This is a genomic window from Streptomyces capoamus (assembly GCF_014654935.1).
Taxonomy (GTDB): domain Bacteria; phylum Actinomycetota; class Actinomycetes; order Streptomycetales; family Streptomycetaceae; genus Streptomyces; species Streptomyces capoamus.
The window spans coordinates 259,215-273,688 of record NZ_BNBF01000008.1; the positions used below are offsets into that span (position 1 = coordinate 259,215).

General features: G+C 72.5%; 13 protein-coding genes. 7 read left to right on the top strand and 6 right to left on the bottom strand.

Going from position 1 to position 14,474, the window contains the following annotated elements; translation table 11 throughout:
- The 6 genes from dacB to folE all read left to right on the top strand — a co-directional run.
- Positions 1–1,357: D-alanyl-D-alanine carboxypeptidase/D-alanyl-D-alanine endopeptidase (dacB, locus tag IE312_RS15680; protein WP_370467560.1), on the top strand; the 1,357-nt coding region annotated here is incomplete at its 5' end.
- 758 nt (positions 1,358–2,115) lie between these two features.
- Complete coding sequence (locus tag IE312_RS15685) at positions 2,116–3,216, top strand: zinc-dependent metalloprotease (RefSeq protein WP_189982293.1); 1,101 nt, start codon at positions 2,116–2,118, stop codon at positions 3,214–3,216.
- Between the two features lie 193 nt (positions 3,217–3,409).
- Positions 3,410–4,480, top strand: a complete 1,071-nt coding sequence (gene tilS / locus IE312_RS15690) for a tRNA lysidine(34) synthetase TilS (RefSeq protein ID WP_189982183.1) — start codon at positions 3,410–3,412, stop codon at positions 4,478–4,480.
- Positions 4,481–4,592: 112 nt separating this feature from the next.
- Positions 4,593–5,153: a hypoxanthine phosphoribosyltransferase gene (gene hpt / locus IE312_RS15695; protein WP_031165039.1), complete on the top strand. Its 561-nt coding sequence runs from the start codon at positions 4,593–4,595 to the stop codon at positions 5,151–5,153.
- Between the two features lie 217 nt (positions 5,154–5,370).
- Positions 5,371–7,410: an ATP-dependent zinc metalloprotease FtsH gene (gene ftsH / locus IE312_RS15700; RefSeq protein ID WP_189982295.1), complete on the top strand. Its 2,040-nt coding sequence runs from the start codon at positions 5,371–5,373 to the stop codon at positions 7,408–7,410.
- 144 nt (positions 7,411–7,554) lie between these two features.
- Positions 7,555–8,160: a GTP cyclohydrolase I FolE gene (gene folE, locus IE312_RS15705; RefSeq protein WP_189982185.1), complete on the top strand. Its 606-nt coding sequence runs from the start codon at positions 7,555–7,557 to the stop codon at positions 8,158–8,160.
- Between the two features lie 25 nt (positions 8,161–8,185).
- Here the strand turns inward: folE and IE312_RS15710 are convergent, their stop codons facing one another.
- From IE312_RS15710 to IE312_RS15735, 6 genes are all read right to left on the bottom strand, one after another.
- Entirely contained in the window at positions 8,186–8,674 is a 489-nt protein-coding gene (locus IE312_RS15710; RefSeq protein ID WP_189982187.1) for a DUF3180 domain-containing protein, read from the bottom strand.
- Between the two features lie 76 nt (positions 8,675–8,750).
- Positions 8,751–9,362: a 2-amino-4-hydroxy-6-hydroxymethyldihydropteridine diphosphokinase gene (folK, locus tag IE312_RS15715; RefSeq protein WP_189982189.1), complete on the bottom strand. Its 612-nt coding sequence runs from the start codon at positions 9,360–9,362 to the stop codon at positions 8,751–8,753.
- Entirely contained in the window at positions 9,359–9,718 is a 360-nt protein-coding gene (gene folB, locus IE312_RS15720; protein ID WP_189982191.1) for a dihydroneopterin aldolase, read from the bottom strand. Before folB ends, folK begins: the two co-directional genes overlap by 4 nt.
- 223 nt (positions 9,719–9,941) lie before the next feature.
- Entirely contained in the window at positions 9,942–10,472 is a 531-nt protein-coding gene (locus IE312_RS15725) for a nuclear transport factor 2 family protein (RefSeq protein WP_189982193.1), read from the bottom strand.
- The gene (gene folP / locus IE312_RS15730) at positions 10,469–11,383 is read right to left on the bottom strand and encodes a dihydropteroate synthase (RefSeq protein ID WP_189982195.1); all 915 of its coding nucleotides are present in this window, start codon (positions 11,381–11,383) and stop codon (positions 10,469–10,471) included. Before folP ends, IE312_RS15725 begins: the two co-directional genes overlap by 4 nt.
- Before the next feature lie 126 nt (positions 11,384–11,509).
- Positions 11,510–13,324 carry a phosphatidylglycerol lysyltransferase domain-containing protein gene (locus tag IE312_RS15735; protein ID WP_189982197.1) on the bottom strand — a complete coding sequence of 605 codons (1,815 nt, stop codon included), beginning with the start codon at positions 13,322–13,324 and terminating at the stop codon, positions 11,510–11,512.
- A gap of 225 nt (positions 13,325–13,549) precedes the next feature.
- Between IE312_RS15735 and IE312_RS15740 the strand changes: the two genes are divergently transcribed.
- The coding region (locus IE312_RS15740) for an alpha/beta hydrolase (protein ID WP_229899832.1) at positions 13,550–14,474 on the top strand (925 nt) is incomplete at its 3' end.

Here is a 14,474-nt window from a genome sequence, read left to right on the forward strand (position 1 = left end):
GGTGACCGTCGCCGGTCCCTGGGACGCCAACGGTCAGCGTACGGCCGAGCGGGACCGGGCCGCCGCCCTGGGGCGGTCAGGTGGCGCAGATCACGGCCGTGCCGGTACGGCCGCCGGGACGCCCCGGCCCGCGCCGAGCGCCGCCCCCGTCCTGGCGGGACTGGGCGGCACCACGGGCGCCGTCGGCACCAAGCGGGCCGCCCCGGCCCCGAAGGACCTCTCCGGCGTCCTGGGCCCCCTGCTGGACGCTCCCGCGCTCCACGGTCCCCACGCGGCGGCCGTCGTGGACGTCGTCACCGGCACCCGGCTGTACGGCGCCGACGCCGGCAAGGCCCTCACCCCCGCCTCCACCACCAAGATCGCCACAGCCGTCGCCGCCCTGTCCGCCCTCGGCCCCGACCACCGCCTCACCACCCGCACCGCCCTCGAACCCGACACCCGAGAACTCGTCCTGGTCGGCGGCGGCGACCCCACCCTCACCGCGCGCACCCGGGCCGACGGCTGGGCGAGCCTGCGGGCGCTGGCGGCGGACACCGCCCGGGCGCTGGACCGGCGCGGCATCCACCGGATCACCCTCTCCTACGACACCACCCTGTTCACCGGCCCCTCCCTGCACCCGATCGGCGTCAACGACAACCTCGCCCCGGTCAGCGCCCTCAGCGCCGACGAGGGCCGCACCGACGGCTCCGCCGGCGGTCCCGTCACCCGCGTGGCCGACCCGGCGTCGGACGCGGCGGCCAAGTTCGCGGGCTTCCTGAAGGACGCCGGCCTCACCACCACGTCCCCCGGCCCCTCCAAGGCCAGCACCCGCGCGGAGACCCTCGCCACGGTCTCCTCGCCCCCGCTGTCCGCCCTGGTCGAGCGGATGCTGACCAACAGCGACAACGACATCGCGGAGGCCCTGGCCCGGCAGACGGCCCTGGCCGGCGGGCAGCCGGCGAGCTTCGACGGCGGCGCCGAGGCCATCGCCACGCAGCTGCGCAAGCTCGGCCTGCCCATGGCGGGCGCCGCCTTCCACGACGGCAGCGGCCTCGACCGCGACGACCGGCTCACCGCCGACCTCCTGACCGCCCTGCTGGTCAAGGCGGGCGACCCGCACCGCCCCGGCCTGCGGCCAGTGCTCACCGGACTGCCCGTGGCCGGCTTCACCGGCACCCTCAGCACCCGGTACACCGACGGCGCCGCCGGGGTGGTGCGCGCCAAGACCGGCACCCTGACCGGCGTGAACACCCTCGCCGGCACGGTCGTGGACGGCGACGGCCGCCTGCTGGCCTTCGCCTTCCTGGCCTCGGACACCACCAACGCCACCGAGGCCCAGGCGGCCCTGGACAAGGCGGCGACCGCCCTGGCGGGCTGACGCCCGCACCGGTACCCCGTCCCCGTGCCGGTCCGCACGGCGTGCCGGAAGGCCGGGGGCGCGCCGACCTCCTGTCCAGCCGCCGGCCCGCACGACGTGCCCGAACGCGGGGCCGGCCGGCATCCCGTGCACCCACCGGCCCGCACAGCCTGGCCGACGCCCGGAAACGATGCACCCGGCGGCCCGCGCGGCCTGCCCGCATGCGGGAGCCGCCGTAGCTCCGGACACCCGCCGGGTGCGCGTCGCCTCTCCGGAAGCGGTGCATCCGCCGGTCCGTCGGCCTGGCCGTATGCGGGAGCTGCCGTCACCTCGTGCGCCCGCCGGTCCCGTGGCGTGCCCGGAAGCGATGCACCCGCCGGTCCGTGAGCTCGTCCGCATGCGGGTCCCGCCGTCACCTCGTGCGTCCGCCGGTCCCGTGGCGTGCCCGGAAGCGGTGCATCCGCCGGTCCGTGAGCTCGTCCGCATGCGGGGCCTGCCGTCACCTCGTGCACCCGCCGGTCCCGTGGCCTGCCCGGAAGCGATGCACCCGGAAGTCCGCGCGACCTGCTCGCATAGCGGGAGCCGCCGTCGCCCCGGGGGCACCCGCCGGTGCGTGCCGCCTGTGCGGAAGCGATGCGTCCGCCGGTCCGCGCCGGCTGCCCGAAGGCGGTGCCGCCGACACCCCGGGCGGTCGCCGGTCCGCACGACCTGCCCGAAAGCGGGAGCGCTCACGTACGGTTGACACCATGACTGGCTTCGGCGGCACCGCATCTCCCGGGATGGTCGACTGGAACCTCGCGGTGGCGACCGCGACACGGCTCGCACGCCCAGGTCCCGACGTCAGCCGCGACGAGGCCAGGTCCGTCGTCGCGGAGCTGCGCCGGCACGCGAAGGCCTCGGAGGAGCACGTCCGGGGCTTCACCCGCATGGGCACCGAGGAGATCCACGACACCCCCGTCCTCGTCGTCGACCGGCCCGGCTGGGTCCGCGCCAACGTCGCCGGCTTCCGGGAGATCCTGAAACCGCTTCTGGAGAAGATGCAGGAACGGCGCGGCGGCAACCCGGGCAGCGCGGTCCTCGGCGCCGTCGGCGGCAAGGTCACCGGCGTCGAACTCGGCATGCTCCTGTCGTTCCTGTCCTCCCGCGTCCTCGGTCAGTACGAGACCTTCGCCCCCGCCGCCCGCGACCTGCCGGCCGGCGCGAACGGCGGCGGCCGACTGCTGCTGGTCGCGCCCAACATCGTCCACGTGGAGCGCGAACTCGACGTCGAGCCGCACGACTTCCGTCTCTGGGTGTGCCTGCACGAGGAGACCCACCGCACGCAGTTCACCGCCGTGCCCTGGCTCCGCGACCACCTGGAGGGCGAGATCCAGTCGTTCTTGGCGGAGACCGACGTGGACCCGATGACCTTCCTCGAGCGCATCAGGGATGCCGCCCAGTCCCTCGTCGGCGGCCGGCCGGAGGGCGAGGAGGAGGACGGCGGACGCTCCTTCGTGGAGCTGGTGCAGACCCCCGCCCAGCGGGAGGTGCTGAGCCGCCTGACAGCCGTGATGTCGCTGCTGGAGGGCCACGCCGACTACGTCATGGACGGCGTGGGACCGAGCGTCGTACCGACCGTCGCGGAGATCCGCGAGAAGTTCCAGCAGCGCCGCGCGAAGGGCGCCTCCCGCCTGGACACGGCCCTGCGCAAGCTGCTCGGTCTGGACGCCAAGCTCAGGCAGTACCGGGACGGCGAGCGGTTCGTGCGGGCCGTGGTCGAACAGGTCGGTGTCGACGGCTTCAACCGCGTGTGGACCTCGCCGAACACCCTGCCCACCAAGGCGGAGATCGCCAAACCGGCGGACTGGGTCGCGCGGGTGCACCGCAGGCCGGAGGCGTGAACGGCGCGACGACGTCGTGAAGCGAATCCGGCCGACGGCAGGCGAACGCCCCTCCAATCACCCGTCCGAGGGACCGTGAGCCATGCGTAGGCGTGCAATGCTCGGGGAACGGCCCGCTTCCTGTCACCATCTACACACTCTGAGTGACCGGCTCGGGCTCACCCCCCGAAAAACTTCATGAAGGGAACCGGACATGGGTCCCCATCCTGCGGTCGCGGCGATACGCCTGGCGGTCCGCCGCGTCCTCCACGACATCCTGAACGACCACCTGACCTCCCGCGTGCGACCGGGCCCGCAGCTCGTCGGCGCGCACCCGGACCGGAAGCCGGACCGGACGGCCGAGCGGCCCCCCTCCCCGCTCGTCCTCGTCGCGTGCTCCGGCGGCGCCGACTCCATGGCCCTCGCCTCCGCCCTCGCCTTCGAGGCCCCCAAGCTCGGCGTCCGGGCCGGCGGGATCACCGTCGACCACGGGCTCCAGCCCGGCTCCGACCTCCGCGCCGACGAGGTCGCCCTGCGGCTGCGCGGACTGGGACTCGATCCGGTCGAGTCCGTCGCCGTGACCGTCGGCCGCGAGGGAGGCCCCGAGGCCGCCGCCCGGGACGCCCGCTACGCCGCCCTGGACGCCGCCGCCGAACGCCACGGCGCCGCCGCGGTCCTCCTCGGCCACACCCGCGACGACCAGGCCGAGACCGTGCTGCTGGGCCTCGCCCGCGGCTCCGGCATCCGCTCCCTGTCCGGCATGGCCGCGGTCTCGGGGGCCGACGGCCGTTACCGGCGGCCCTTCCTGCAGCTGGACCGGCAGACCGCCCGCAAGGCCTGCATGGTCCAGTCCCTGCCCGTCTGGGACGACCCCCACAACGCCGACCCCGCCTACACCCGCTCACGGCTCCGGCACGAGGGCCTGCCCGCGCTGGAGAAGGCCCTCGGCAAGGGAGTTGTGGAGGCGCTCGCCCGCACCGCCCAGCTCTCCCGCGACGACGCCGACGCGCTGGACGCCTGGGCCCGCCAGGCCGAGGCCTCCGTACGGGACGCCGCCGGCCTGCTGGAGTGCGCCAAGCTGTACGCCCTCCCGCCCGCCGTGCGCCGCCGGATCCTGCGCCGGGCCGCCATCGAGGCCGGTGCCCCGGCCGGCGCTCTGTTCGCCCGCCACATCGAGGAAGTCGACCGCCTGATCACCGGCTGGCGCGGCCAGGGAGCCATCAATCTCCCGGGCCGGGTCGTCGCCCAGCGGCAGGGTGGCAGACTGGTGATTCGGCAAGGCTGAATCCCGACCCTCCCGGAGCGACCCTCCGGCGGGCCGGGCGGCCGGAGGCCGTGGAGTGCGGCCGAAGCCGGTGGCCGTGCACGCGGCCTTAAGTGCGGGACGACCGAAAGTGATGCGGGTGGACGCGAAAGACATGGGTGCCGACCTCCAGCAGGTGCTCATCACCAAGGAAGAGATCGACGCGAAGCTGGCCGAGCTGGCCGCGAAGATCGACGCGGAGTACGCGGGCAAGGACCTGCTGATCGTCGGCGTCCTCAAGGGCGCGGTGATGGTCATGGCCGACCTCGCCCGGGCGCTGTCCACCCCCGTCACGATGGACTGGATGGCCGTGTCCTCCTACGGCGCGGGCACCCAGTCCTCCGGGGTCGTGCGCATCCTCAAGGACCTCGACACCGACATCAAGGGCAAGCACGTCCTGATCGTCGAGGACATCATCGACTCCGGGCTGACCCTGTCCTGGCTGATCAACAACCTCGGCTCCCGCGAGCCCGCCTCGCTGAAGGTGTGCACGCTGCTGCGCAAGCCGGACGCCGCCAAGGTCGCGATCGACGTGGAGTGGGTCGGCTTCGACATCCCGAACGAGTTCGTCGTCGGCTACGGCCTCGACTACGCCGAGAAGTACCGCAACCTGCCCTTTGTCGGTACGCTCGCGCCTCACGTCTACGGCGGTTAGGCCGCCCCGGGCCGTGGGCTGAGCCACTCGGCCCAAGCCCGGTAGGACGATCGGGAACCCCAGCGGGTTCCGTTCCGTTGAAGCATGCAGAGACGGGATTCCCAGCCGTCGAAACGGCTCCGTGCGGCTTCGGACAACATTGCTGGGGTACCGTCAGAAGAACTGTCTTATCAAACTCACTATGGCAGGAGGGACGGGGCGGCACCGCTCCGTATGGATGGACGTGAAGCGATACTTCCGTGGGCCGGTCATGTGGATCGTGCTGGCCGTCCTTGCCGTGGTCGTGTTGATGCAGGTCGTCGGCTCGTCCGGCGGCTACAAGACGGTGGACACCGGCCAGGTCGTTGCGGCGATCAATGACAACAGGGTCCAGTCGGCGAAAGTCACCACAGGCGACGAGCAGACCATCAAGGTCACCCTCAAGGACGGCGAGAAGGTCGACGGCAGCTCGAAGATCCAGGCGAGCTACATCGGCGACCAGGGCGTGCAGATCGCCGGCTCGCTGCAGACCAAGTTCCAGGACAAGCAGATCCCGAAGGGCTACACGGTTTCGCCCTCGAAGCAGAACCCGTTCGTCGGCGTGCTGCTCTCCCTGCTGCCCTTCGTCCTGATCGTGGTCGTCTTCCTGTTCCTGATGAACCAGATGCAGGGCGGCGGCTCCCGGGTCATGAACTTCGGCAAGTCCAAGGCGAAGCTCATCACCAAGGACACCCCGAAGACGACCTTCTCCGACGTCGCGGGCTGCGACGAGGCCGTCGAGGAACTCCAGGAGATCAAGGAGTTCCTCCAGGAGCCGGCCAAGTTCCAGGCCGTCGGCGCCAAGATCCCCAAGGGTGTGCTGCTCTACGGCCGCCCGGGTACGGGCAAGACCCTGCTCGCGCGCGCCGTCGCCGGCGAGGCGGGCGTCCCCTTCTACTCGATCTCCGGTTCCGACTTCGTCGAGATGTTCGTCGGTGTCGGTGCCTCCCGGGTCCGTGACCTGTTCGAGCAGGCCAAGGCGAACGCCCCGGCGATCGTCTTCGTCGACGAGATCGACGCGGTCGGCCGCCACCGCGGCGCCGGCCTCGGCGGCGGTCACGACGAGCGCGAGCAGACGCTGAACCAGCTGCTGGTCGAGATGGACGGCTTCGACGTCAAGGGCGGCGTCATCCTGATCGCCGCCACGAACCGTCCGGACATCCTCGACCCGGCGCTGCTGCGTCCGGGCCGCTTCGACCGGCAGATCGCGGTCGACCCGCCGGACCTGCAGGGCCGCCTGGAGATCCTCAAGGTCCACCAGAAGGGCAAGCCGGTCGCGCCCGACGTCGACCTGTCCGCCGTGGCCCGCCGCACCCCCGGCATGACCGGCGCCGACCTCGCCAACGTGCTGAACGAGGCCGCGCTGCTCACCGCCCGCGGCGACCAGAAGCTGATCGACAACAAGGCGCTGGACGAGGCGATCGACCGCGTGGTCGCGGGCCCGCAGAAGCGGACCCGGATCATGTCGGACAAGGAGAAGAAGATCACCGCGTACCACGAGGGCGGCCACGCCCTGGTCGCGGCGGCCTCGCCGAACTCCGACCCGGTCCACAAGATCACCATCCTGTCCCGCGGCCGTGCCCTCGGGTACACGATGGTCCTGCCGGACGAGGACAAGTACTCGACCACCCGCAACGAGATGCTCGACCAGCTCGCCTACATGCTGGGCGGCCGGGCGGCCGAGGAACTGGTCTTCCACGACCCGACCACCGGCGCCGCGAACGACATCGAGAAGGCCACGAACCTGGCCCGCGCGATGGTCACGCAGTACGGCATGACCGAGCGCCTCGGCGCGATCAAGTTCGGCGGCGACAACAGCGAGCCCTTCCTCGGCCGTGAGATGGCTCACCAGCGCGACTACTCCGAAGAGGTCGCCGCGCTGGTGGACGAGGAGGTCAAGAAGCTGATCGAGACGGCGCACAACGAGGCCTGGGAGATCCTGGTCGAGAACCGCGACGTGCTCGACAACCTCGTCCTGCAGCTGCTGGAGAAGGAGACGCTGGGCAAGGAGGAGATCGCCGAGATCTTCGCCACCATCGTCAAGCGTCCGCCGCGGCCCGCCTGGACCGGCTCCTCCCGCCGTACGCCGTCCACCCGTCCGCCGGTGCTCTCCCCGAAGGAGCTGGCACTGACCAACGGGGCGAACGGCGCGACCGCGGCGATCAGCACGGCGAAGTCGACGCCCGCGGAGTCCGCCCCGGTGACCGAGCAGTCCCCGGAGGACCGCCCGGAGCACTGACGGCGAGCCTGCCGTGTGCCGGCCGACAGGGCCGGAATGGATGCCGCGCCCCCCGGGTTCTAGCCTGGGGGGCGCGGCATCTCGCATGTCCGCACACGGAACGCGAGGCACATGCGCGTGCCAGGCACAGGAACGAGGGACCAGATGACCGACCCGGTGACGCTGGACGGCGAGGGCCGCATCGGCGAGTTCGACGAGAAGCGCGCCGAGAACGCCGTACGGGAGCTGCTGATCGCGGTCGGTGAGGACCCGGACCGTGAGGGGCTGCGGGAGACGCCGGCCCGGGTCGCGCGGGCCTACCGGGAGATCTTCGCCGGCTTGTGGCAGCAGCCGGAGGATGTCCTGACGACGACGTTCGACCTGGGGCACGACGAGATGGTCCTGGTGAAGGACATCGAGGTGTACTCGACCTGCGAGCACCACCTGGTGCCGTTCCGGGGTGTCGCCCACGTCGGCTACATCCCGTCCGAGACCGGCAAGATCACCGGCCTGTCCAAGCTGGCCCGGCTGGTCGACGTCTACGCCCGCCGACCGCAGGTGCAGGAGCGCCTCACCACGCAGATCGCGGACTCCCTGATGGACATCCTGGAGCCGCGGGGCGTCATCGTGGTGATCGAGTGCGAGCACATGTGCATGTCCATGCGCGGCATCCGCAAGCCGGGCGCGAAGACCATAACGTCCGCCGTGCGCGGTCAGCTGCGCGACGCGGCCACGCGGAACGAGGCAATGAGCCTCATCATGGCGCGCTGACCGCGCCGCCGGGCGGGGCCGGGGCTCAGGCCACCGGCTCCGCTCCGGGGTGGTTCTCGTCGTCGTCCTCCGGGAGCTTGCACACCCGCTCAAGGAACAGGGCGGCCGCTATCACGCCGAGGCCGGCCAGCACCGACAGGCCGGCGTAGATCGCCTGGTCCCGGCGGACCGGGAGGTCCAGCAGCTCCAGCAGGAAGACGCCCGTGCCGCCGTACATACCGGAGACGAGGGCGGCGACCAGGGCGCTGGCCTGGCCGAAGACGACCGCACGGGCGGCCATCAGCGGGTCCACGCCCTTGGCGCCGGGCCGGCGCTCGCGCTGGGCCTTCAGCCGGGCCCGCAGCGAGAGCGCCGTCGCCAGCAGGACCACCGCGATCAGGGCCAGGACGACGGGAGCGGCCAGGGGGACGCTGGGGAGGGTCCCGATCGAGTTCCAGAGGCGGGCGCCCGCCCAGGACAGGACGCCGGCCACGGCGAACACGCCCGCCAGCACCCTGATACGCAGCTCTCTCACGGTGTCCCTTCAGTTCCCCGGACCGTCCCGGACGGGCGGCGGTCGTCGTGGTCTTGATCCCTCTCGACCTTAACGACTACTCGGGCAGCCGGAGTTCCAGGTCCGCGCGCGGCGCCACACCCTCCCGGGTGACAGCGGACAGCAGGTCGGCCACCGGGCCCCGGCCGGGAAGCTGTGCCTGCGGGTCCACGTCGTGCCAGGGCGCGAGCACGAAGGCGCGCTCGTGGGCGCGCGGGTGGGGCAGGGTGAGCCGCGGGTCGTCGGAGGTGACGCCGGCGTAGGCGACGATGTCGACGTCCAGCGTGCGCGGACCCCAGCGCTCGTCCCGGACGCGGTGGAAGGCCTCCTCGACGGCGTGCGCCCGCTCCAGCAGGGACGCCGGGGGCAGGGTCGTCCTGAGGACCACCACCGCGTTGAAGTACGACGGCTGGCTGCCGGGCGCCACGCCCCACGGCTCGGTCTCGTACACCGGGGAGACGGCCTTCACCCGGACGCCCGGGGTGTCCTCCAGGGCGTCGACGGCCCCCTGGAGGGTCTCCAGGCGGTTGCCCAGGTTGGAGCCGAGGGAGAGCACGGCCCACTTCGGGTTGCTCAGCGTCGTGTCGGCGGCGTCGACCTGCTCGACGACCGAGGCGGGCACCGGCTGGACGGTCGGGTCGCTGTGACCCTGGCGGAACGGTCGGGTCATGCTCGGCTCCGGGTGATGGTGACGGTCACGTCGTCGAAGGGGACGGTGATCGGCGCGTCCGGCTTGTGCACGCAGACCTCGACCTCCTGGACCCCTTCGTGCTTCAGGCAGGTGTGGGCGATCCGCTCGGCGAGGGTCTCGATGAGGTTCACCGGCTCGCCCTCGACCTCGGCCACGACCTCCTCGGCCACGATGCCGTAGTGCACGGTCTTCGTCAGGTCGTCGTCGGCCGCGGCCGGTCGGGTGTCCAGGCCGAGGACGAGGTCCACGATGAAGGTCTGGCCCTCCTCGCGCTCCTTGGGGAACACACCGTGGTGCCCGCGGGCCTTGAGGCCGCGCAGCGCGACACGATCCACGCGAATCACTCCTGCTGTCGTCGGGGAAGGACCGGCCCGTACCGCGTGCGGGCGGCACACCGGCCTCGGACGAATCTACCCGCGGGCACCGGCGGAACCGGGCCGCGGGGGCGCGGGCCCGGGCCGCTCCCCGGAGGGTTCACCGGGTGTTTTCCCCGGGATACCCGGCCCGCCATGCACTGGTAGCCGCTTCTACCCGGGGGTAGGTGATTCCAACCACTCCTCAGGCGAGGGGGTCGTCGTCCGGGTTCGCGCCGTTGGCGTGGTCCTCGTCGTCGCCGTCGCCGGTCTCGGCCAGCACGGGGGAGGCGTGGTGGGACCACAGCTTCCAGCCGGACGGGGTACGCCGGAACACGTTCGTGGCGACGACGAGCTGGCCGACCAGCGGGCCCAGTTCCGCGCCCTCCTCGGCGGGGCCGCCGCTGAGGATGTTCTCCGTGCAGGTCACCAGCGCGGTGTCGCCGGTCACGGAGACGTGCACATCGGTGAGGAAGAACTGGATGTAGTCGGTGTTGGCCATGATCAGGGCGTACGACCGGAGGACCTCGCCGCGGCCGGTGAGCACCGGCCAGCCCGGGTGCACGCAGGAGATCACGCCGCTGTCCGCGGGGTCGTGGTACGTCTCGTCCACGCCGAGGTCGGCGGGGGTCAGCCAGAGGGAGGAGACCTCATCGAAGTCGCCGCGTTCGAGAGCCTCGTAGAAGGCGGTGTTCGCGGCGTCCACCTGCTCGACGTCGGTGTGGGGGGCGCTCACCGCTCTCCTTCCGCCCGGCGTCCGTCGTCCGTGCCGCGCGCGGGGTCCACCGCGCGCGCCTGCGTCACTGCCCGTGCGACGCGCACCGCGTCCGCCGTGGCGCGCACCTCGTGCACCCGCACCGCCCACGCGCCGGCGTGCGCGGCGAGTGCGGAGACGGCGGCCGTGGCCGCGTCCCGTTCCCGGGCCGGCGGTGGCGCGCCCTGCGGACCGGCGAGGACCCGGCCGAGGAACCGTTTACGGGAGGCGGCGACCAGCAGCGGGTGGCCCAGCGCGCGCAGCCGGTCCAGGTGGGCGAGGAGCGCGAGGTCGTGCTCGGCCTGCTTGGAGAAGCCGAGGCCGGGGTCGACGACGATGCGGTCCGGGGCGATGCCGCCGGCCAGCACGGCCTCCACGCGCGCGTGCAGCTCGTCCACGACCTCCCCGACGACGTCCTCGTAGACGCCCTGGACGTTGCCTCCCTGGAGGAAACCCCGCCAGTGCATGACGACGAAGGGGGCGCCCGCCGCGGCGACCACCGGGATCATCGCCGGGTCGGCGAGGCCGCCGCTGACGTCGTTGACGAGGGCGGCGCCGGCCGCGAGGGCCTGTTCGGCGACGCGGGCGCGCATGGTGTCGACGGAGACGACGACTCCCTCGGAGGCCAGGCCGCGCACCACGGGGATGACCCGGCGCAGCTCCTCGGCCTCGTCCACGCGCGTGGCGCCGGGCCGGGTGGACTCCCCGCCGACGTCGACCAGGTCCGCGCCCTCGGCGACGAGGTCCAGTCCGTGCTTGACGGCGACGGTCGTGTCGAACCAGCGGCCGCCGTCGGAGAAGGAGTCGGGGGTCACGTTCACGACCCCCATGACCGCGCACCGGTCCCATGCCGGAAGGCCGGCCACTCGGCCGCGCCCGCTGTGGTTGTTCATACGTTCAGCGTAGGCCCAGGCGGATGCCGGGAACGCGCGGCGGCCCGGGCGGAAGCCCCCGGGCTGGAGGGGGAGGGGCTTCCGCCCGGGCCGGTCGTGGGGCCGCCGTGCCATCGCGTCCGCGTCTCAGGCCGCTCGGACGTCCCGTTCGGCCACGCCGTGCGCGCACGGGCGGGCGGCGGTGGCCCGGCGCCGGCGCAGGAAGCGCGGCACGGGCAGCGCGAAGGTGACGAAGCCCTCCGCCTGCATCGCGGCGAAGCCGATGCGGGGCAGGTCGGCGGAGGCCCGGTAGACCACGAACCGCGGCTCCCAGCGGGGCTGGAACTTGGCGTTGAACTTGTACAGCGACTCGATCTGGAACCAGCGCGAGAGGAACACCAGCAGCCCGCGCCAGGCGCGCAGCACCGGACCGGCGCCGATCTTCTCCCCGCGCGCGAGGGCCGAGCGGAACATCGCGAAGTTCAGCGAGACCCGGGCGATGCCCAGCTTCGGGGCGGCCTGCAGGGCGGCGACGATGAGCAGTTCGTTCATGCCGGGGTCGGCGCTGCGGTCACGGCGCATCAGGTCCAGGGAGGCGCCGTCCGGCCCCCACGGCACGAAGTGCAGGATCGCCTTCAGGTCGCCGTACTCGCCCGGTTCGTCGTCCTGCTTGTGGGCGGTGGCGATCAGGCAGTCGCCGTCGGAGGAGCCGCCGATGCGGCCGAGCGCCATGGAGAAACCGCGCTCGGTGTCCGTGCCGCGCCAGTCCTCCGCCGCCCGGCGGATCCGCTCCAGCTCGGCCTCGCCGAGGTCACGGATGCGCCGGACCCGGGTTTCGTAGCCGGCCCGCTCGATGCGCTTGACCATCTGGCGCACGTTGCGCATCGCGCGTCCGGCGAGCGAGAAATCCGCCACGTCCACCACCGCCTCGTCGCCCAGTTCCAAGGCGTCCAGGCCGGTTTCGCGGGTCCACACCTCGCCGCCCGTCTCCGAACAGCCCACGACGGCGGGCGTCCAGGAGTGCGCCTTGGCCTCGTCCATGAAGCGCTCGATGGCGCCGGGCCAGGCCTCGACGTCCCCGATGGGGTCGCCGCTGGCCAGCATCACGCCGGAGACGACCCGGTAGGTGACGGCGGCCTTGCCGCTCGGCGAGAACACCACCGCTTTGTCGCGGCGCAGCGCGAAGTGGCCGAGGGAGTCGCGCCGGCCGTGCTTCTCCAGCAGCTCGCGCAGCCGGGACTCGTCCTCCTCGGTGAGGCGCGCGGCCGGGTGCTCCGGGCGGAACGCCAGGTAGATGGTGGTGGCCGCGGTGATCCACCCCAGGGCCCCGAGGGAGAACGCGACCGTCCAGGAGGTGTTGCCCTGGTAGTCGACGGGACCCTCGAAGCCGAACAGGCCGTAGATGACGTGCGTCAGCCGGTCGGCCAGGCTCGGGTCGCCGATCGTCCGGTCCGGGTGGACGCTGACGATGACCAGGCCGAGGGCGACGGAACCGGCGCTCATGAGCACGAAGTTGGCGAGCGCGCGCCACCTGCTGCGCGGGTCCGGCAGCGCCTCGAACTGCTGCCGGTGGCGCAGCAGCGGCACCAGCAGCGCCACCGCTATGAGGACGCCCACGATCGAGTGCCGGTAGGCGAACTGCGCCACGGCGCCCGCCGGGAGCAGCGCGACCGCGGCCCGCCACGCCCGGCGCTTGCGCCGCTTCAGCCCGTGCGCGAGCAGCAGCAGCAGGACGCCCGCGCTGAGGGAGAGCGCCGCCGCGAAGGGGCCGAACGAACCCGGCAGCACCTCCGCGATAGCGTGCATACGGCTGTGCCGGAAGCGCGGGAAGACACCCGCGGCGATGTCCAGGACGCCCACGAGCGCGGCGGCCCGGCCGACCAGAACGGGAACGGCCTCGGGACGCGGGCCGCGCAGTATGCGCCGTGCCCGGCTTGATCGGCCCGGAACCCCGCCCGACATTTCCCCATCTATCCTGACAGACATCGCATCCCGTAGTTCTGCGAGAGACCTTGGACCCGGGCCCGATCGGGCATCCGGCGACATTGCGCCCTCTAGGACGGTGTCCCGGGGAGGGAGGTTCACTCCCCACCGGAAAGTCGGGTCAAAGGCCAAGGAAAGCCTCGGGCAAGCCCACGCGGCGACGCGTGGACGCAAAGGGGCGGAAAGCGCAGGCAGGAAACAGCCATGGGTCTCACGAGCAACAAAGTGCTGGTGCTGGCGATCGTCGTCGCCTTCGTGCTGTTCATCGGCACGGTGTGGCTGTGGCCGCGGCTGGCGCGGCAGAACTGGCGGACCGTCAGCGGGCGGGTCGGCCTGCTGCTCTCCGTACAGCTGGCGCTCTTCGCCTCCGTCGGTCTCGCCGCCAACCAGGCGTTCGGCTTCTACGCCAGCTGGGCCGACCTGTTCGGCAAGGAGACCGAGCAGGGCGTCGTCATCGACCACGCGGCCAACGGCGGCACCGGCGGCCCGCTCCAGGTGGTCTCCACCTCCGACGTGCCCGGCGTGCGCGCCGCACGGCCCGAGACGGGCGGCCAGGTCCAGAAGGTCGACATCGTCGGCCGTACGACCCGGATCGTCACGCCCGCTTACGTGTACCTCCCGCCGGAGTATTTCCAGCCGCAGTACCGCACGCGCACGTTCCCGACGGCGGTCGTACTGACCGGCTACCCGGGCACCGCGCGGTCGCTGGTGGACAAGCTGAACTACCCGAGCACGGCGCAGCGGCTGGCCAAGGACGGGCGGGTGCAGCCGATGATCCTCGTGATGCTGCGGCCGACCGTGGCCCCGCCGCGGGACACCGAGTGCGTGGACGTACCGGGCGGGCCGCAGGCGGAAACGTTTTTCGCGAAGGATCTGCCGGACGCCGTCCTCACCCACTACCGGGCCGGCAAGCGGCCGGGCAGCTGGGGCGTCATCGGCGACTCCACGGGCGGCTACTGCGCCCTGAAGCTCGCCATGCACCACCCGAACGTCTACGCGGCCGGCGCGGGCCTCTCGCCGTACTACAAGGCGCCGATCGACCCCACGACCGGTGACCTCTTCCACGGCGACAAGAAGCTGCAGAACCGCGCCGACCTGTTCTGGCTGCTCCAGCACGAGGAGGCGCCGG

Excerpts from the sequence above, each read along its gene's own strand:
- IE312_RS15685 (WP_189982293.1), top strand. The coding sequence starts at position 2,116 with ATGGTCGACTGGAACCTCGCGGTGGCGACCGCGACACGGCTCGCACGC.
- tilS (WP_189982183.1), top strand. The coding sequence starts at position 3,410 with ATGGGTCCCCATCCTGCGGTCGCGGCGATACGCCTGGCGGTCCGCCGC.
- hpt (WP_031165039.1), top strand. The coding sequence starts at position 4,593 with ATGCGGGTGGACGCGAAAGACATGGGTGCCGACCTCCAGCAGGTGCTC.
- ftsH (WP_189982295.1), top strand. The coding sequence starts at position 5,371 with ATGGACGTGAAGCGATACTTCCGTGGGCCGGTCATGTGGATCGTGCTG.
- folE (WP_189982185.1), top strand. The coding sequence starts at position 7,555 with ATGACCGACCCGGTGACGCTGGACGGCGAGGGCCGCATCGGCGAGTTC.
- folK (WP_189982189.1), bottom strand. The coding sequence starts at position 9,362 with ATGACCCGACCGTTCCGCCAGGGTCACAGCGACCCGACCGTCCAGCCG.
- folP (WP_189982195.1), bottom strand. The coding sequence starts at position 11,383 with ATGAACAACCACAGCGGGCGCGGCCGAGTGGCCGGCCTTCCGGCATGG.
- IE312_RS15735 (WP_189982197.1), bottom strand. The coding sequence starts at position 13,324 with ATGTCGGGCGGGGTTCCGGGCCGATCAAGCCGGGCACGGCGCATACTG.